The 18,855-nt window shown below is 57.9% G+C and carries 19 protein-coding genes; all 19 read right to left on the reverse strand.

Annotated elements, in window-relative coordinates; translation table 11 throughout:
- Nucleotides 1–54: 54 nt before the first annotated feature.
- Nucleotides 55–780, reverse strand: coding sequence for an autoinducer binding domain-containing protein (locus ATO7_RS00005; RefSeq protein WP_083558874.1), 726 nt, complete (start codon nucleotides 778–780; stop codon nucleotides 55–57).
- Between the two features lie 159 nt (nucleotides 781–939).
- Entirely contained in the window at nucleotides 940–1,671 is a 732-nt protein-coding gene (locus ATO7_RS00010; RefSeq protein WP_158522953.1) for a hypothetical protein, read from the reverse strand.
- Between the two features lie 24 nt (nucleotides 1,672–1,695).
- A complete protein-coding gene (locus ATO7_RS00015) occupies nucleotides 1,696–2,973 on the reverse strand; it encodes a tetratricopeptide repeat protein (protein ID WP_083558876.1) in 1,278 nt (425 codons plus the stop codon).
- A gap of 1 nt (nucleotide 2,974) precedes the next feature.
- Nucleotides 2,975–3,628, reverse strand: coding sequence for an energy transducer TonB (locus tag ATO7_RS00020; protein WP_083558877.1), 654 nt, complete (start codon nucleotides 3,626–3,628; stop codon nucleotides 2,975–2,977).
- 11 nt (nucleotides 3,629–3,639) lie between these two features.
- Nucleotides 3,640–4,050 (reverse strand): ExbD/TolR family protein, encoded by a 411-nt coding sequence (locus ATO7_RS00025; RefSeq protein ID WP_083558878.1) that lies wholly within the window; start codon nucleotides 4,048–4,050, stop codon nucleotides 3,640–3,642.
- Nucleotides 4,043–4,588, reverse strand: a complete 546-nt coding sequence (locus tag ATO7_RS00030) for a MotA/TolQ/ExbB proton channel family protein (protein ID WP_083558879.1) — start codon at nucleotides 4,586–4,588, stop codon at nucleotides 4,043–4,045. The genes ATO7_RS00025 and ATO7_RS00030 overlap by 8 nt, the downstream gene beginning before the upstream one ends.
- Before the next feature lie 10 nt (nucleotides 4,589–4,598).
- On the reverse strand, nucleotides 4,599–5,981 hold the full coding sequence (locus ATO7_RS00035) for a MotA/TolQ/ExbB proton channel family protein (RefSeq protein ID WP_083558880.1): 1,383 nt from the start codon (nucleotides 5,979–5,981) through the stop codon (nucleotides 4,599–4,601).
- On the reverse strand, nucleotides 5,978–6,820 hold the full coding sequence (locus tag ATO7_RS00040; RefSeq protein WP_158522954.1) for a DUF3450 domain-containing protein: 843 nt from the start codon (nucleotides 6,818–6,820) through the stop codon (nucleotides 5,978–5,980). The genes ATO7_RS00035 and ATO7_RS00040 overlap by 4 nt, the downstream gene beginning before the upstream one ends.
- 53 nt (nucleotides 6,821–6,873) lie before the next feature.
- Entirely contained in the window at nucleotides 6,874–7,287 is a 414-nt protein-coding gene (locus ATO7_RS00045) for an ExbD/TolR family protein (protein ID WP_083558882.1), read from the reverse strand.
- 11 nt (nucleotides 7,288–7,298) lie between these two features.
- Nucleotides 7,299–8,621, reverse strand: a complete 1,323-nt coding sequence (locus ATO7_RS00050) for a MotA/TolQ/ExbB proton channel family protein (protein ID WP_158522955.1) — start codon at nucleotides 8,619–8,621, stop codon at nucleotides 7,299–7,301.
- A gap of 205 nt (nucleotides 8,622–8,826) precedes the next feature.
- Nucleotides 8,827–9,975 carry an OmpA family protein gene (locus ATO7_RS00055; RefSeq protein WP_083558884.1) on the reverse strand — a complete coding sequence of 383 codons (1,149 nt, stop codon included), beginning with the start codon at nucleotides 9,973–9,975 and terminating at the stop codon, nucleotides 8,827–8,829.
- A 103-nt stretch (nucleotides 9,976–10,078) separates the two neighbouring features.
- Nucleotides 10,079–12,625, reverse strand: coding sequence for a TonB-dependent receptor (locus ATO7_RS00060; protein WP_083558885.1), 2,547 nt, complete (start codon nucleotides 12,623–12,625; stop codon nucleotides 10,079–10,081).
- A gap of 148 nt (nucleotides 12,626–12,773) precedes the next feature.
- Entirely contained in the window at nucleotides 12,774–13,103 is a 330-nt protein-coding gene (locus tag ATO7_RS00065) for a hypothetical protein (RefSeq protein WP_146680084.1), read from the reverse strand.
- An 86-nt stretch (nucleotides 13,104–13,189) separates the two neighbouring features.
- A complete protein-coding gene (locus ATO7_RS00070) occupies nucleotides 13,190–13,585 on the reverse strand; it encodes a nuclear transport factor 2 family protein (RefSeq protein ID WP_083558887.1) in 396 nt (131 codons plus the stop codon).
- 20 nt (nucleotides 13,586–13,605) lie between these two features.
- Nucleotides 13,606–13,914: a 2Fe-2S iron-sulfur cluster-binding protein gene (locus ATO7_RS00075; protein ID WP_083558888.1), complete on the reverse strand. Its 309-nt coding sequence runs from the start codon at nucleotides 13,912–13,914 to the stop codon at nucleotides 13,606–13,608.
- A 5-nt stretch (nucleotides 13,915–13,919) separates the two neighbouring features.
- Nucleotides 13,920–15,155 carry an NAD(P)/FAD-dependent oxidoreductase gene (locus tag ATO7_RS00080; protein ID WP_083558889.1) on the reverse strand — a complete coding sequence of 412 codons (1,236 nt, stop codon included), beginning with the start codon at nucleotides 15,153–15,155 and terminating at the stop codon, nucleotides 13,920–13,922.
- Nucleotides 15,152–15,985 carry an enoyl-CoA hydratase-related protein gene (locus tag ATO7_RS00085; protein ID WP_083558890.1) on the reverse strand — a complete coding sequence of 278 codons (834 nt, stop codon included), beginning with the start codon at nucleotides 15,983–15,985 and terminating at the stop codon, nucleotides 15,152–15,154. Before ATO7_RS00085 ends, ATO7_RS00080 begins: the two co-directional genes overlap by 4 nt.
- 27 nt (nucleotides 15,986–16,012) lie before the next feature.
- Nucleotides 16,013–17,251, reverse strand: a complete 1,239-nt coding sequence (locus ATO7_RS00090; protein ID WP_083558891.1) for a cytochrome P450 — start codon at nucleotides 17,249–17,251, stop codon at nucleotides 16,013–16,015.
- A gap of 68 nt (nucleotides 17,252–17,319) precedes the next feature.
- Nucleotides 17,320–18,759, reverse strand: coding sequence for a coniferyl aldehyde dehydrogenase (locus ATO7_RS00095; RefSeq protein WP_083558892.1), 1,440 nt, complete (start codon nucleotides 18,757–18,759; stop codon nucleotides 17,320–17,322).
- Nucleotides 18,760–18,855: the final 96 nt, after the last annotated feature.

Below are 18,855 nucleotides of genomic sequence, written 5' to 3' on the forward strand. Positions count from 1 at the left end.
TCCTCCTGAAGGAATCACCATCCGGTGTTTCAAGTTATCTGACGACGGACAGGCCTAGAGTTGTATCAGACCCATGGCAATCGCTTTAGCCACCGCCTCTGTTTTGTTGCTCGCCTTGAGCTTTCTTCGCGCGGCCTTGAGGTGAAAACGTATCGTTACTTCAGCAACATTTAGCTGCCCAGCAATCTGCTCGGACGACAGCCCAAGCGCCGACAAGCGCAAAATTTGATGCTCCCGCCCCGTCAATTGCGGCAGCTGCTCTTGGTCATGACGCCAATCTTGTAGAACCGCCTGGGTGGATTTCTCAAGCAAGACGCGGAGTTCTCGACGCTCCTGATCTTGTAGCAGGCGCATTGGAGATTCGCGGACATCCACCGTCGCACTGAGGACAGCTAATCCCAAACGGCCAAGGTGATGGCTCATGGTCAGCCCGTTCTTGTAACCAAAATCATCCGCCGCGCGCAGCACGGCCGACTTCGATGACATCAGTGACGGCTCATTCGTACCGGAAGACCATACGAAGTTACCGTGCGACCGGCGCGCAGCCAGCAATACCGGATCCTCAGCTGCGAAATTATTCTTATAGTAGTAGCTCAACCACGCTTTATCGGTACTCAACACAAAACGTCGACGCTCGTGCAAAGTGGCTGGCTCTTCAATGGTCAAGCAATAGCCGTTAAAGCCTAGTTTTTTCAGGCCCGCAACCAGTTCACCCAGCACATCCTGTGTGCTTGATGAATACTCGTCCGGATACCTGGGTTGTACAGTTTGGCTGTACATTGTCCCCCCCAAAAACTGCTGGCGAAGGCATCTCCCCTGCCCGCCTGCAGCTTATCTGAAACGATAGTATGCCCAGACTCAGTGTAGTCATAACGGGCAGGAAAGTAAGCCTATCGCTTTCGATAGCTTGAGTGCTTGGGCACACCGTGTTGCAAGGCGTCAGTACAGATATTGCACATCAACGCGGCTGGGAGCCCCTTCTGGCAAAGGGCAAGTCGGCGGCCCCTGATAACTCAGCAGGCGGCCATCGCTACGCATAATGATGCGCATGTCTGCCTGGCTATCAGAAAACCAACCCTGATCTTGCAAGCGGATGTCGAGCCGCTGTGCATCCAGCATGGACACCTGAACCGCGAAGCTCTGACGCCGCAAGTCAGGTGCGCGCACCACCACCAGTTTGTTCAGATTCTGCTGCTTGAGGTCATCAACATGGGACTGCAGAAAAGCCAGCAAATCGTCTTCGATCAAGTCATCGGCCCGAAGCCGGGGCCATCTGACTTCGCTGCGTCGTTGCTCGGACTTATAACGCGCGCGCCAGCGCGAGCCGCTTCGCGAAAGGTGCAGATGATCGCCATTCGCATCGGTCCACTCCATCTCAGCATACTCACCGCTCAGATCAAGGTTGATACGGCCGCTCACCTGACCCTGATCCGACAAACAAACCAGATCGGATTGAATCATGCGGGCGTCACTGTAAAGCGCCGAGCGCCGCTCCTCATAGACCACGCGTCCACTCGCAGGATCCAGCGCCTGTGCACCGGTTGGTAAACGCGCTTGTGCACTGAGCACGCTGGGCATCCATGCCAGGGCCAGCAAAAAAGAAAGCCGCAAAGGACGCATACAGCGGTTCAAGGTGTCATTGGGGAAGACTCGACCGGGACATGGCTGCATGCGGATCAACCCTTTGCGGTAAACCTAGAGATTGCGGATGGCGCGCTCGCGCTGTATTTCCTGATTCACAAACGCAACCCACTGACGTGCTTGCTGGGCGTAGTCTTCGTACGCCGCAGCTTCTTTAAAGGCCTGCAATGCGCGGCTGTAGCGCTTCAGATTGAACTGCGCCGTTCCCAGCTGCATATACACGCTACCCGGGCGGTCCAAGCCGCCAATATCCAGAGCCTTTTGCAAGGAACTTGCGGCGTCAGCCCACAGGTATTGACTGATCTGAGCCTGGCCCAGATACAAATACTGCCGGGCCTCGCCTGACAATTCCGCAGCACGCTGCAGAACCGGGATCTGGCCCTCGCTGTCCTTGGCCAACGCCATTGCCTGAGCCAGCAACTGCAGGTTCTGTGCATTGTCCTCGATAGTGCCGTCATCCAGGCCCTGCTTGATGATCTCAATCGCCGGGTACGGTGCATCCTCAGCCATGTACAAACGCGCCATGTTGAGCAACTCTGATTCGCCTTCAAGCATGCCGGCCGTATAGGCCGCGTGCATCACGTAAAGCTGACCTTTTTGCTGCCCCATCAAACCAAGCATGCCGGACAACTGCTTGTAGTAACTCGGGTTTGGCCAGCGCTGGATCAGCTGGGCCAGTACCTTGACCGCACTTTTATAATCACCAAGCTCGTAATACACCGCACGCAGAAGGGCCAGCCAGTTTTCCTGCAAAGGCTGTCCACGGCGGCGGGCTTCCTTCATCGCCTCGATAACAGGCGCCTTGGCTGCGTCGTAGTCCTCAAGCTGGTAGTACGCCTGCGCCAGTAACATGTGCGCTTCGGGTCGCACACTGTCGACATTTTTCTGCCATTCCTGCAACACCCGAATGGCCTTGCTGTAATCCTCCTGCACGAAATACAGCTGCGCCAGGCGGAACAGACTGTTGGTGCGAATCTGCTCCGGTGGGTTATCCAGCTTGAGAATGGCGATGTAGTCGGCAATGGTTGCCGCGATGTCGCCCTGCTCGTAGTGAATCGCCGCATAGAAGTTGTACATCTGCGACTTTTCGTAATCATTGAGCTTGTCTGCCGTAGCATTCAGCTCATCCATGATCGCCGCAGCACCCGCCAGATCCTTGGCTTCCAGTGCCTGCTGCGCAGCCTCGATCTTCTGATAAACCTTGGGCGACAACTTTTCCGTGACCCGCGTGGGCGGCTTACGACCAGCATCATCGTCCTTGGCCAGCACCGGAGATCCCAGCAGCGCGGCCAGCATCACCGAAACAAGCAACTTACTGAAGATTTTGGCCATGTCAGTCGTCCAGCTTGAAGGTGATCAGATGTTCAACGCCACGCACAACCTGAGCCTGGCCGTTGATCACGCGCGGTTTGTACTTGAAGCGTTCCACTGCCTTCTTGGCCGCTGTGTCGAAAACCCCGGACGGTTCAGCATCAACTACCACCGGATCAATCACGCTGCCGGTTTCGGTCACCGTGAAACTGAGCAAAACCCAGCCCTCAATGCCGCGGCTTTGCGCCCGACGCGGGTAGATCGGCGCCACCTTAACGATGGGCAGGTACTCGCCATCCGAGGCTGACAAGCCGGCACTGGTGTCGACGGCCAGATCACTGTCAACGGACAGCGCGCCAATGTTCACCGTATTGCCGCTGGGCTTGACCGCTTCGCTCTGCATTTGCGGGGTTTGCGGGGCAATCTGCGGCTTGTCTGGCTTCTGCGGTTTGGGTTGCTCTGTGCGCAATTGCGGCGGATCCGGCACCCGCACAAAGTCGACGATGCGCCCGGCTGGCGCCTGGGTCAGCGCATTCTTGCCCGCAGCAACCAGAGCGGACATCAACCAGTACAGCAAAATGGTGATCACCACACCGACGCTGACCGCCACCACAGCGCGCACAAACCCGTTCACAGGACTGTTGCGAACGACTTTATCGATAGCGCTTGTACTCATCGTTCCGCTTCCTAATTCGAGGCTATCGACACGTTGTAGACGCCGGCCTTGCGCGCCGCATCCATCACCGTAATCAGGCGCTCATTCTTCGAATCATCCTCGGCCTGAATGACCACAGCACCTTTGGGGTTTTCGGCATAAAGACGCTTGATATTCGGGACCAAGGCCGCGGCATCAACCGGCCGCCGGTTGATGAACAGCTGGCCATCGGCGGCCACGTTCACAAGGATGTTTTTGACTTCGTCATCTTTCGGCGGCTGCTGAGTATTGGGTGGTCGGTTGACATCAAAACCTGACTCTTTAACGAAGCTCGCCGTCACGATGAAGAAAATCAGCATGATGAAAACGACATCGAGCATCGGTGTCAGATCAATACCGGACTCCTCATCGCCACCGGTGTTTTCATCCAGAAACTCACGCATGTTCGGTATCCAGGTGGTCGGCCAGATCATCCATGCGCGTCCGCGCCTGCCAATCCAGCCAGTAGATGGCAAAAACACCGGACAGCGCCCCGACCATCCCCGCCATGGTGGGCACGGTCGCCTTGGCCACACCATCTGCCATCAGACGCGGGTTGCCCATGCCGGCATGAGCCATCACGTCGAACACCGCAATCATGCCGGTAACCGTACCCAGCAACCCCAGCAGCGGACACAGGGCCACCAGCGTCTTCACGGTATTGATGTAGGCCCGTGTTTGTTGGCGCATGGTCCCCAACAACGCGGTGCGAATCTGATGCGCCTGCCAGCTGCGGTGATCGGCACGCCCCTCCCACAAGGCTTTCACCTCACGTGCTTTGTGCGGATAACGCACATAAAAGAACAGCGCGCGCTCAATGATGAATACCCACATCACACAAATGGCCAGCGCGATCAGCAGCAACACATCACCGCCGAGGGTCAAAAAATTGCTGACCTGAAAGGCAATGTCGGTGTACAGAAAATGCAGCCTGTCGAACATCGCCGATCTCCTAGGCTGCCCGCGATTCCATACGCTCAGCGATCAGGCCTGCGGTCTGGTGCTTGAGCGTGTTGATCACTGCGGTGGCACGCGCACTTACAATCGCGTGCAACAGCACGGTCGGGATGGCCACGGTCAGACCCAGCACCGTCGTCACCAGGGCCTGGGAAATCCCGCCAGCCATGGTTTTCGGATCACCTGTGCCAAACAGGGTGATGGCCTGAAAAGTCGCAATCATGCCGATAACCGTGCCCATCAGCCCCATCAGCGGGGCCAGCGCGGAAATCACTTTAACCGCGCTGATGTAACGATCCAGCTTCGGCCGTTCTTCCAAAATGGCTTCGCCCAGGCGCATCTCCAAGGTTTCGGTGTCTGCGTCCTGATTCGCCTCGTAAACCAGCAACATGCGTCCCAGAGGGTTGTTGTCGCGCGGGTTCTCAATGTTGCGACGCTGAGCCGCCACATTGCTGCCGACGATCAAAATGCTTGCCAACTTGAAGATCGCGATCAGTACACCAACCGCGCCCAAAGCAATGATCAAATAACCGATCAAACCACCCTGATGCACACGGTCGAGCAAGGACGGCGCATCGACCAGGCGACTGAGCAGCGAACCACCGGTGGGGTCAATGCCAAGTGCCGCCACACCGTCGGTGTTGGCCCGATAGGCCGACACCTCATCAAGGTAACGCCCTTCCGGCTGGCGCTTGAGCAAGGAGGCACGCTGATTGTCAGCCTGCCAGGTTAGGTAGGCCGCCTCTGGCTGACTTGCAACCAGATTGAACTTGCCAACCCGGGTCATGGTGAGCGTCTTACGATCACCTGAAGCGGTAATGACCTCACCATCGACATTAACGATCTGACCGGATGCGGTGATCTCCTGCTGAATCAGAAACCACAGCTTCTCCAGATCTTCGATGGTGAAAATTTCAGAAGCTTTCTCCATCCGCGCAATCAGCTCAGCCAGCCACGCTTCGCGGCCGGGGTAATCAAGCGATGTTGGCGAATTGCGCAGGATCCCCACCAGATCCGCCGCATTCTGTTGCAACAGGCCAAAGAGTGCGGCGTTCGGCCCCATTTCCGAACGCAACTCATTGATCTTGCGCTCGTACGTCAACTTGTTGTCACGGGCGGTTTTCTCAAGCCCAGTGCTTTGCGCCTGCAGCGTATCGCGTCGTGCACGCGCCTCGGACAGACGGGCCCGCTTGTCGGCATCAGACAAGCGCCGGAAGCTGGCCATCTGGCGGGCTTCGTCAGCCCGGTTGCCCACCTGCCCTGTGCGCACTTTCTCAAGCAACGCATCTTCGCTCTGGGCGGTCACCGAGAAACTGGTGCAGGCCAGCGTAAGACCAACGGCCCACGCTGCAGTTATTGCCGAAAGTGTGCGCATCATTGGGCCTCCTGCAGCGCCACTTCAAGCTGTCCGCGTTGTGCCATCGACAACTCCAGACCGCCGTTGTAGCCAGCCCGGCGCCCCGGTTCGCGCGGCGGTGGCAGAGGCAGGCTCAACAGACTCGGCGCGGTCAGTTTGTTGGCCACACGAATCGCCTGATACACGCCATTGCGGTATTCCGCAGCCAAGGGTTCCCATTGCGCTGTTTCGGGATTCCAGCGCCCTGTATGCATACGGTCTGCGGTCTGGTAGTAGAGCCCGATACGGCCCAAACGCAAGACATTGACTTCACGCTCTCCGCCCTCGGTGACAATCACATCGTTGTAGGCCTCGATCGTGTTGCCGTACGACAGTTCGGTCATATAGGCGTCGAGCACCTGGCGGAATTTTTCCGCCGCAGCGACGTCTGCGCGATCAACCGTATCGCGCAAAAAACCTACCCGTTCGGCACGCTCGTCCGGCAGGAATGGTGGACTGACCTCAACCAGCTCCGCGTAGGTGTCAACCATATTGTTGAGCAGCGGGAGCAACTGACGGTCCACTTCGGTGGCTTTGGAAATCGACGCATCAGTCCGCGCGATCTCGCTCTCTTGCGCGTCAATCTGTGTTTGCAACTGGCGGTTGTAGGCTTCCAGACCTTCGATCTGGCGCAGCAAACGCTGATATTCGGCATCGACGTCCTGGGTCTGATTGTCCATGGCATCGATGCGTTGCTGCGATTCGCGTTGCGCAACCAGGAAGGCTTCGCCCTGGCCAAGCACATCGCGCACGCTTTCAGCCCAAACCGCACTGCTACCCAACAAGCCGAAGATCAGCCCCAAACCTACTGCTTTATTCATCATTCCCACTCCAGAGGTCACCGCGCGTGCGGCCTCATGCTTTGCAAAACTGCTCATCCTTCGTTCTCCGCGGCCACGGCAACCTGTCCAACGCCGGCCTTCTGAACCGCATCCATCACCTGTTTCAAGGTTTTGTGTGTGGAATCCCGATCGGCCTGAATCACGACCGACCCTTGCGGGTTTTCGGCGTGCAGGCGTTTGATCAGCGTGCTCATGTCGCGCACATCAACACGATTGCCGTCGATCCACACATCATCTTCTGGCGTGATGGCTATCAATATGTTGGCTAAATCCTGACGCTCTGCTGTGCTTGCCAACGGACGTTCCACATCGACACCGGCTTCCTTGACGAAAGTCGCCGTAACGATGAAGAAAATCAGCATGATGAACACCACATCAAGCATGGGCGTCAGGTCGATCGCGTTTTCGTCTTCGCGTGCATCGCCGTCGCCGAATACATCACTCATCGAAACACTCCTTAAGCTGGCGCGGTCGTCACGGACGGCAGCACCGCTGAGCCGTCCGCGGCATTGTCTTGGCGCGCGGCCAGCGCATCACCGGTGAGCGCGGCACTGTGCTGCTGCAATCGATTGACCAGGCGCTTGCCACGCGACGACACCAGGGCATGCAGCAGGACTGCAGGCACAGCGACGATCAAACCCAGCACCGTGGTGATCAATGCTTGCGAGATGCCGCCGGCCATGGTCTGCGGATCACCGGTGCCATACAGGGTGATCGCCTGGAAGGTATTGATCATACCGACCACCGTGCCCAGCAGCCCCATCAGCGGTGCAACCGCCGCGATGATGGCAAGGAATATGGTGAAACGATGGATGCGCCCCGATTCCTTGGCCACCCGGTCATGCAAACGCATGGCCAACACTTCAGCATCGCGTTGACGGTATTCATGCCAGGTCTGCAACAGGCGCCCCAAGGGATTGCCGCCACCCGGGCTACTGAGCTTGCGGGCCTGTATCGACATGCCCAGGCTCAGCAACAGAATATCGATCAGCTTGAACACCGCCAGCACCAGCGACAAGGCGCCCAATCCAAGAATCATGTAGCCGACCAACCCACCCTGATCAACACGCTCGCGCAGGCTGGGCTTTTCAACCAGCAGGCCAAGCAAGGGACCGCGGGTGGGATCAAGCGAAAGCGTGTGCAAGCCTTGTGATGCCGACAGATAGTTCTCGACCTGTAAGAGCTCGTCTCCACCCGGCTGGCGGGCCAGGGTCTCGACCCGCTGATGGCCGCCGTCCCAACGCAGATAAGCCGGCTGAGGATCTGCCGTCAGAAGGTTAAAGGTGCCCACGCGGACGATATCGCGCTCTGTCACACCATCCTGCAGGTCAACCACAGGCGCCCGCAGCCATACGATATCGTCGGTGGCCGCAATCTCACGCTGAATCTCAAACCACAAGCTACGAATGTCGTCGGCAGACGAAACCTCTGTCGCATTCTTCATGCGATTGGCGAAGCCTTCCAACCACACATCACGATCGGCAAATTCAAGACTGGTGGGCGAATTCACAAATGCCCCGATCAGATCGGACGCATTCTGCTGGAAGACCCCAAAGAGCTCTTTTAGCGCGCCGATCTTGTCACTGAGCAGCTTGGCCTTGTCATCAAGTTCAACACGGTTGGACTCAAAACTGTTTTCCAAACGTACGCCTTGTGCCTCGAGACGCCCGAGGCGCGCTTTGGCCTGTGCCAGCTTCTGTTGTGCGTTTTCGAGCCGCGTCTGATAGCGCGTTTCACGCTGTTGCAATCTGGCCAATGCATCCTCTTGATGCGCGGCCATGCTTTCGAGAACTGAACGCAGCGCATACGGCGCCTCGGCATCCTCCTGCGCATAGGCAGGTCCGCCAGCACATGCCAGCAGCAAACACAGCCCTACCCACGCGCGCAGGCGTCTCGCTAAGAAAACTGCCATTCACTCCCCCCCAGGACCGATGCAGATCAGCGCGAAAGCATACCGGGGATGCTGAGGATCGCAAACCACGGCCTTAACCAGCGCTGTCGGCATCAAGAATTCGCAATTCGACGCGGCGATTTAGCGCGCGCCCCGCCGCATCATCGTTGCTGGTCATGGGCGATGTCTCACCAAACCCGCGTGTGCTCAGACGTGACGACTCAACACCCCGTTCAATCAGGTAGCTGCGGACCGTTTGCGCACGCCGCTCCGACAAATCCAGGTTATACGATGCCCGGCCTTGATTGTCCGTATGTCCGGCGACTTCAATCTGCATAGAAGGATGCTCTCGCAACTGCTGTGCCACTTCGCTCAGCAACGCTTCGCTGGTCTCAGTCAGCTCGGCCTTGTCGGTGTCAAAGTTGACCCCACGCAAGGCGATCACATCACCAGCCGCACAGCCCCTAAGTTCAACCTCATCAACGTTTTCAAGCGTTTGCGGACATGGCGGAGGCGGCGGTGGTGGCGCACAACCGCGCTCATCCACGCGACTGCCATAGGTGGTTCCTGGGCACTGGTCATCTCGATCCAGCACACCATCGCTATCGCTGTCGGCCGGTGCAACAACCACCGGCTCTGGTGCAGGCGGCGGCGGTGGCGGCGGCTGCAGCCCGAACGGCAGCTGCAGGCCCAGGTTGTAGAGGATGTCCTGTATACCCGAGGCCTCTTCATCCAGACGCTGGCCATCCTGCCCGTTGTGATGACGAAAACGTGCGTCGGCACGCAGCCCAAAGCGATAGCGGCCAAAGCTGATCGGCAGCAAATAGCCAAGCCCGGCCTCAAAGCTGAGCCCCTTGTACTCTTCTCCGGCACTGCCCTGATGATCGCTGTTGAGATAGCCGATGGCCAAAGGCAGATGCAGGCCACCAAGTTGGGGCACGAATACCAGCGCGGCAATGCCACCACCGCTGAGCGTGGAGCTAGTGCCATCACCGTCCACCGCATCAAGCTCGCTGAACGCGCCGTAGAGCTCAATCGCCAACCCGGGATTGACCCTGTAGCCCAGGGCCAGCGTGCCCCCCAGACCGTCATCCAGTGTGCGGTCTGAATCAGGCTCAACATAAGACGCCATGGGCGCCACGTAGAGACCTCGCTCAAACGGTGCCAAGTTTTCAGCGGCTGCGATCGTCGGCAAACCCATGGCCAAAGCCAAACCTGCCGAGACCAGATTGATGGCCTTCATGTCTCTCTCCTCCAGCGAATTGCTGCGCCTGTGCGTGGATCCGGTGATGCCGCGCAGAAGATTTATGTTTTGGTATATCGGTGTCGACGGCCGTTGCCGGGCGTCAGAAGGTCCACTTCATGCGCAGTCCGTACAAGCGCGGCGGCGCCAGCGTGACCGTGCGACCAAAATCCTGTTGCAGGATGGATTGGTAGTAGTCGGTGTTCTGTGCATTCTCGACAAACGCCGTGAGCTGAAGCCCCCAGGGGTTGTAGAAATACGACACGCGCCCGGCCCAAGTGTCATAAGCCGGCTGCTCGAAGAACGGTGAATTTTGCGGCGTGTAGTTGAAACCACTGTTGTAGTAGTAGTCGACGCCCAGCTCAAAATCACCCCACGAACCACCACCGATGAACTGATTGACCGACAAGGTGGCGGTCAGGTCTGGCGTGCGAACAATGTCGTTGCCGGTAAAATCTCGCGCCGGACCGCCGATCAGACTGTCCTCACCAAAATACAGCCCGGTGTCATCATCGTAGCCCGACCCATTGGGGTAGTCGGTGTAGGTTCCGTCCAGATAGGTTGCCCCCGCCGCAATCGCAAGTCCGGGGTTGGACACCGGCATCGGCTGCCACAACATGTCGAATTCCGCACCGGTGATTTCAGCCTCGCCGGCGTTTTTGAAGGTCACGATGCCGCCCGAGCCAATCGACACAATCGCGGTCAGCAAGCCGTCAATCTGGGTATGGAACACCGCAGCGTTCAAGCGCAGTGAGTTGTCGAACAAATCCGATTTGAAGCCCAGCTCGAAGGCTGTCGCCGTTTCACGCTCCACCGCGTCGGGATTGGTGAAGAAGTTGACGATGTTATAGGTCGGACTCTTGTAAGCGCGCTGGGCCGAAGCAAAGATCTGAAAGTTGTCGTCGAGACGGAACTGAAGCGCAATCTTGGGCGACCAGGTTTCGTCCTTCAGATCGGGCACGCTGAAGTTGAAGATCCGAATATTCTGATCCGTGCGGTGGGCATCAAAGTAGGCGTTTGGTGGCTCGCCTGCCGTCGGCAGCACCACGTCCAGATAGCTATTGGTCAAACCGCGGGTTTCTTCCTGATAACGTACACCCAGCGTTACATCCAGCCAGTCCGTTGCAAATATCGTGGACTGCAGATAAGCCGCGTTGGATTCAGTGGTCAGAATCCCGCCATTGCCGAGCACAATGTCATTGGTTGAGTTGATCAGGTTGTTGACCAGGCCGCTCAGGTTGGTGCCGCCCAGCACGTTGTCGAGTCGGTCCAGCAAGCTTGTTCCGCCGATCACATTGGAGCCGAATCCCACTGCATTCAAGCTGAGGTACAAACTTCCGAAACCACCCTCACCCTCCAGGCGGTAGAGCCCCGCCACCCACTGCATGAAATCGGCAAACGGCGAGTTGGCGTTGGACAAAATCTGCAGCTCATAGGTGTTCTGCAGGTTGAATTGGTCATTGCTGTAGAACTTGGCCTGCGATGTTTCCGTTGAGTCCAGGTCATACATGGCCTCATCAACATACGCATTGTTGTCCGAGTAAATCAGCTTGATGTCGGCAAAATCGGTCAACCATTCCAGGGTCGCGCCGAACAATTCGTTGGTGGTGTCATTGCCGCCCTGATAGTCGTTGTGCCAAACGCGGTCAGGCTCATCCGCTTCGACGCCTGCGGCAAAGATCGGCGCAGGCCGGGTATTTTCCTGCGACAACGAGTTGCTGTTGAACTGCTCGTTATAGGCGCCCACCAGCGTCAGTGTCAGGTTGTCCGTGGGAAACGCCTGCAGCTTGAGACGACCACCCTGAACATAGTCCTCACGCATTGGACCCGGCTCACCGCCCACCTCATTGCGACCGTAGAGATCCTGGGTTTCCTTATACAGCGCCAAGGTTGCGCCCGCGTATTCCGTGAGCGGTGAACCCAGATAAAGCTGGTACTTCTGCGAGTTGTAATTGCCAATGGAATACTTGGCCGTGCCGATAAACTCATCAGGCGAGTCAGCCGTGACAATATTGATCGCGCCGCCGGTGGCATTGCGCCCAAACAAAGTACCTTGCGGGCCTTTGAGCACTTCGACCCGCTCGACAGGCCCTAACGTATCCTGCTTGCCCTGACTGGGGCCGATGTTGATCCCGTCGATGTAGGTGGCAACGCTGGGATCTGCATTGGGCAAAAAGGCGTCCGTGCCAACACCGCGGATATAGATCAAGCTGTAGCCGTAGGTGTAGGTGTAGGTCAGGCCCGGGGTGATCTTTTGCAGATCTGCTGTCGACTCGACCCCGAATGCATCCAGCTTCTCACCGCTGAAGGCGTTGATCATGATCGGCACATCCTGGACATCTTCCTCGCGCTTCTGCGCGGTCACGATGACCTCCTCGATCAAACGACTACCGCTGCCACGCACCGGCTTGATGTCGTCGTCCTGCCCTACGGGAATGGTGTCCAACTCGGCGTCAGCGGCCTGCTCTGGCGCGGTTTCGGCCGAAGCTTGCGGTACCTGCTGAGCCTCGGATGCGGTCTGCTGTTCGTCCGCTGTCGAGGATTCGCTCGGGCCGAACAAGTCATCCAGATCGTCCTGCGCGTGCAACGTTGCGCTGCTCAGCGCGAAAAACAGACCTGGCAAGGCCCGCCAAACAAATCCCTTCGTCATGTCTCACTCCGCATCTCTTGCGCCGGTTCAGGGGGAGCGCCGGCACACGTTGACGTTTCGATGTTTTATGGCGGCCTGATTTAGTTGTATGTGGCCGCACCTGTCAGATGTCACATTACACAACTTGCGACATCATGTCTATTAATAATTATGTCTTTTCGACATCTTTTAAATGGCTCGATTGAAAGCGGCAAAAAACCAACAAAATCAAAGCCTGAATCAGATCGACCGCGCCCAGAACCAGGAATATGGATGGCGCTCCCATCCCAACTCCCAGGCCAAACAAAGCGGCCGCAGTAAATTTCACCGCCACACTGACGCGCAAGGTTTGCGGCATCAGCCCCAGGCTCAAGCGCAACCATGCCAGCCCGGCGCCAAGCACCCCAATCAGGTGAACCAGCAGCGCACTACCCGGCGCTATCTGCAACGCACCAGACCACTGCATGCTGGCGTTCATCTGAACCAGCAAACCAATCATCCAGCTGCCAAGACCCGGCACCGCCAAAACGGTGAAAAGCAGCAGATCACCCAGTGCGATCTGCCGGTATGCCACAGCAGGATTCATCAACTGAATGCTGCGACCGCCTCAGCGGTATTCATGAAGTCGCGAAAACGTGTCCACTTGCCATTCTCAACTGTAATGACATGGGCAAAATCCGAGCGAATATCCCGGCCGGTTGAACGCGCCGTGAGATGAAGTTGGCCGGTCACGGTCACCATCTTGCCGTCGCTCAGAAACTGCTCCGGCTCAAACTGATGAATGTCGACGGAGCTGAGCACGGTCGAAAAGAAAGTCTCTGCCTCGGCCAAACCACGGTAGTTGCCCGCATACGGAATGACCGATGGGCCATAAAACTCGATCACTACATCGTCGTTGAGCAGTTCAAGAATCGCTGGCACGTCCTTGTTGCCGAAACGGGTAAACACTTCAATGGTGGTGTCGACTTCTGGGGTACTCATTGTTGTCTCCTGATATGGATTTATTCCGCGGGCGCAACGGTGATCGGAATGCCATCCAGCTCATCACTGAGATGAATCTGGCACGCCAAGCGGCTGGTCTCGCGGGTGTTGAGCAGCTCATCAAGCAGCTCAAGTTCAAGCTCATCTTTGGGTGGCAGTCGATTCAGCCAATCCGCATCGACATACACCTGGCAGGTCGCACAGGAGCATTCGCCGCCGCACGTGGCCTCGACCAAGTCGAGTTCCGCCAGTACATCCATGAGCCGATCTCCGCTCTCGTAGTGCAGGTCCATGACCGTGCCTGAGCGATCGATGACTTTGATTTTCATATCTTTTATTCCGAAGCCGTAGTGAGCAGATCGCGCAATGCGATCGCCGGATTTGTGAGCGCTGCGGGGTCCACAGCCTGGCCTGTCGCGATCAAGCGCTTGGCCACAATGAAATCCCCGGCGGCATTCAGACACTGCGCCGCACGCAGACGATTGCCATCAAGCAGGAAGCAGCTCAGGCGCGTTCCATCGGCACTGGCACGCTGCAACCAGCCTTGCGCCGCTGGCGCCAAACCCACCATCTGCAGTTTGCTTTTGTATTGGTCGGACCAGAACCAGGGGGCCACCGGCTGCGGCGGCGTGGCACCTGTGATCGCAGCAGCCACCACATTGGCGGTGTGAATGGCGTTGTCTACTGATTCCAGTCGCACGCCGCCATGGCCTTGAGTCAGGCGTGGGCGCGCCACATCACCGATGGCGTATATGCGGGCATCGCTGCTCTGCCCCGTGGTATCGACCAGGATGCCATCGTCGCAGGCCAGACCTGCGGCCTCGGCCAGCTCACTATTGGCCTGCATGCCGATGCCCACGACTAAAACATCCGCCTCCAGTCGCTCGCCGGCACTGGTCTCTACGCCGGCAAAAGCGTCCTGGCCAAGCACGCGTGAAACGCCAACACCACAATGCACCTGGCTGCCCTGGCGGAGATGCTCTTCCACCAGTCGCTGCGCGATGGGCGCTGCGGCTGAGCGCTCCAATACTCTGGATTGCATTTCAAGCACGCTGACCTGACAACCCAACGTGCGTAGCGACGCCGCGACCTCAAGGCCAATGTAGCCACCGCCCACCAGCACCACCCGCTCGGCGCCATTCAAACGTTCACGCAGGGCCTGACTGTCGGCATAGGTCCGCATGGTAAATACACCGCTCATGCCCTGCGGAACCAATGCAAGATCGCGCGGCCGTCCGCCTGTCGCCAGCACCAGTGCGTCATAGGGCGTGGTCTGTCCGGCCTCATCAACAACGCATTGCGTGGCCGTATCAATTGCGACCACCGCTCGGCCAAGATGCACATCGACGTTGTGCGTCTGGTAGTAAGCTGCTTTGCGAATCGCAAGCTTTTCCAGCGGCAGTTCGCCGAGCAGGAATTTTTTCGACAACGGCGGGCGGTGATAAGGCAGCACGTCTTCATCACAGAACAAAGTGATCTGCCCTTCATAGCCGTGCCCACGCAAGCTGCCAATCAGTTGGGTCGCGGCCTGCCCTCCGCCAACAACCACAACACGCTGGGGCGCATTCATGGCAATAAGTCCTGGAACGCTGCGGCTTGGCGTTGGCGCTGAGCCTCTATGGCCTGCGGGATATCGTCGGTGACGAACATGGCCGCGTTCCACACCGTCATGTAATCAAGTCCGTCAGCAATCTCGCTACGCCGGTTACGCCGCAATGCCGTTTTGGTGCCGGCCAGAGCCAACGGCGACAGAGCCGCCAGTTGCTCGGCCAACTGCATCGCGGCTGCCGGCAGATCTTGCGGCGCATCGACAAGCTGACGCACAAATCCGCTGCCGCGTGCTTCATCTGCCGGCATACGCCGCCCGGTCAGCGCCAGATCGTCCACGATCGCCGGGGCGATCAGGTTCGGCATCCGCTGCAGCACACCAAGGTCTGCGGTAATCGCAACATTGATCTCGTGGATGCAGTAAAACGCTTCGGCCGAGCACAGGCGAAGATCTGTTGCACAGACAAGATCCAGCCCGGCACCGATGCACGCCCCTTGCGTGGCGGCAATCACCGGAATACGCAAAGCCTCGATCTGGTCCATCGGGCGTTGCAAATAGCGAATCTTGCGTCTCAGCCATTCACGATAGCGGCCCGGCTCCGCGTCGCCATGGGCACGCACCGCGGCGAAGAAATCCAGATCCATGCCCGCACAGAAGTGTTCACCCTCTGCACGCAAAATCAGCACGCGCAGCGTTGGGTCAGCGTCTACACGCTCCAAGGCATCAGACAAGTCGCCCCAGAAAGCATCCTGCAAGGTGTTCAGCTGCTCTGCTCGGGTCAGTGTCAGCTCGGCAATCGCACCTTGGCGATTCAGACAAAAGGCATCGGTTTGCAACATCAGCTTGGCCATGTCCTGCTCGATTTTCGGAGTGTGAATCTAGGACTTGAGCACCACCGGCAGGCTCTGCAGTCCGAAGGTCAGCAATCCACCACGCTGGCGCTGCTTGGGCTTCGATCCCGCATCAATGCCGCTGCAGTTATCGAGAATGACCTCAAGCATCTTTTCGGCCTCCATCCGCGCCACGCTGGATCCCAGGCAATGATGAATGCCATGACCAAAGGTGACGTGGCGACCGATATTGGGGCGATTGAGAATGAACTTGTCCGGCTGTTCGAACATATCCGGATCGCGGTTGGCCGCAGCCATGAAAAATGCCACCCAGTCGCCCTGCTTGATCTGCACACCGCCATGTTCGATATCCTGCGTTGCCACGCGGAACAATCGCTGCGGCGGACCGTCTCGCCGCAGGCTCTCCTCGATGAACGGGCGCACCTGGGTACGATCACGTTTAAGCAGGTCGAAAAATTCAGGCTCTTCCTGCAGCGTTGCGACCAGATTCCCAAGCAGATAGGTGGTGGTTTCCGCCCCCGCGACGACTAAGGTGATGCAGAACAGCACAACCTCTTCCTTGGTCAAATGCTGGCCTTCATCCTCAGCCCGGATGAACGCTGCCATCAAAGTGTCAGGCACCTCGTCACCGCGCTCAATCGCGGCGTAGCACTCCGCCACTTTGGTGCTGTAGTAGGTAAACAATTCGATGTTGCACTGCTGACGCTCTTCAGGGGTGAAATCCGAAGAAACCATGAACGCATTGGCCCAGCGCACCAGCTTGGGATAATCCTCACGCGGCGTGCCAATCAAAAAGGTCATGACCACCGAAGGCAGCACCCCAGCCACTTCCTGCATGAAGTCGATGTCGTTATCAATCAGACCATTGACCATCTCGCTGATCGTTTGCGTGACCAAAGGCGCAATGTCGGTGCCCACGCGCTTGGGCGTAAAGGCTTTTTTGGCAATGTTGCGCAACAGGGTATGGCGCGGCCGGTCATGGTTGACCAGCATCAGCGTGGGCGCTTCCGAGGCCTCTTGCATCGGGTCACGTGACGAGAAGGCGTCATGGTTCTTCATCACCCCCTGGACATCTTCGTAGCGGGTAAAAACCCAGGCCGGATTGGGCTGGTCCACACCCGGCACAGTGCCGGGCGGATAGTCGAGCAAACCAAACTGAGGCGGCCGCGCTCGCAGCAGTGCGTAGTAGGGGTATGGATTCGCAATGACGTCCGGATCGAGCAGTTTCGTCACATCGAAATCCGCTCCGTATTTCAGCTCGGCCACGTCAGTCTCCTTGGTATTTTCTAATGTCGGATAATAGTGTCATTTGGACACTATTTCTGTCAAACAATTTATCCGCGTGTCATGACGTGGCGCGAAAACAGCTCGAAAGCACGGCCATACGGGGGTCGGATGATGCGACCAAGATCAAAGCGCGTCTGGTGATACACGGCGCGCGCATGGGAAAACTGCCGGAAACCGTCGAAGCCGTGATAAGCCCCCATGCCACTCGGCCCTACGCCCCCAAATGGCAGATCATCGAAGGTGTAGTGCATCACCACATCGTTGATGGTGACGCCACCGGAGACCGTGTCCTGGATAACCTGCCGACGCTGTGTGGCGTTGTTGCCAAAGTAGTACAGGGCCAACGGCCGTGGCCGTGCATTGATGTAATCCAGGGCCTGTGCAAACTGGGCATAACTTCGCACCACCAGCAAGGGCCCAAAGATTTCCTCATGGCAGACCCGCAAATCTTCCGGCGGGTCCACGATCAGTGTGATCGGTATACGTCGTCCCTGCCCTGCATCGGCTGACCAGACCCGCGCACCGGCGGCCCGCGCCTCATCCAGGTAGGCCTTGATCCGGTCACTTTGGCGTTCATTGATGACGGCAACGTAGTCGTCGCTCATCGCGCCCTCAGGCAGAGTTGCCTGAATTTCCGCCTGAATCGCAGACACCAAGGCTTCGCGCTGACGTTCATGCACGAGCACATAATCAGGTGCCAGGCAGACCTGCCCGGCATTGAAGACCTTGCCGAATACGGTGCGCTTGGCGGCTAGATTGAGATCCGCATCCTCGCCGACCAGCACCGGTGATTTCCCTCCCAACTCAAGCGTCAGCGGTGTCAGGTTGTCAGCCGCTGCACGCATGATGTGTCGCGCAATGGCGGTGCCTCCGGTGAACACCAGGTGATCGAATGCCAGCGCACTGAAGCGCTGCCCAATATCCGCACCTCCGGTCACCGTGGTGACTTCATCATCGGAAAATGCCGAAGCAATCAGCTCCACCATGACCTGCGATGTCGCCGGCGTGTGCTCAGAGGGTTTGATCATGGCCCGGTTGCCAGCGCCCAATACCCCCGCCAGGGGTGTCAGTGTCAGGTTCACCGGCACGTTCCATGGGCTCAGAATGCCGACCACGCCAAGCGGCTGGTACTCAACGCGTGCCGACGCACCCAGCACAGAAAATGGGAAATCCACCTTGCGCTTTTCCGGCTTCATCCAACGGGCCAAGCCTTTGCGAGTGAGGCGTATTGATTTCCCGGTGGTCGCAATATCGGTGAAGTACGACTGTTTGGGTGAGCGGTGACCGAAATCGCTGTTCAGGGCTTCGCACAAACGCCGAGCGTGCGTATCCAGCGCCGACCACAAGCGCTGCAGGCGGTCCTTGCGAACCTCAATATCGGGATAGCGCTCGGCTTCGTAGGCGTCTCGTAATACAGCCAGCTTGCGGCTGAGTTCGTCCGGGGCGCTATGCCCTCGCTCAGCAACGGCCTGCGACTCTGCGGTCATGTCTCCACCTTGGTGCGTTGATAAACGCCGGCAGATTATTGTCTAGATTTAATAGTGTCAATTCGACATTATTGCCCGCTAACAGGCGAGACAATC

The sequence above is a fragment of the Oceanococcus atlanticus genome (assembly GCF_002088235.1).
Lineage (GTDB): Bacteria > Pseudomonadota > Gammaproteobacteria > Nevskiales > Oceanococcaceae > Oceanococcus > Oceanococcus atlanticus.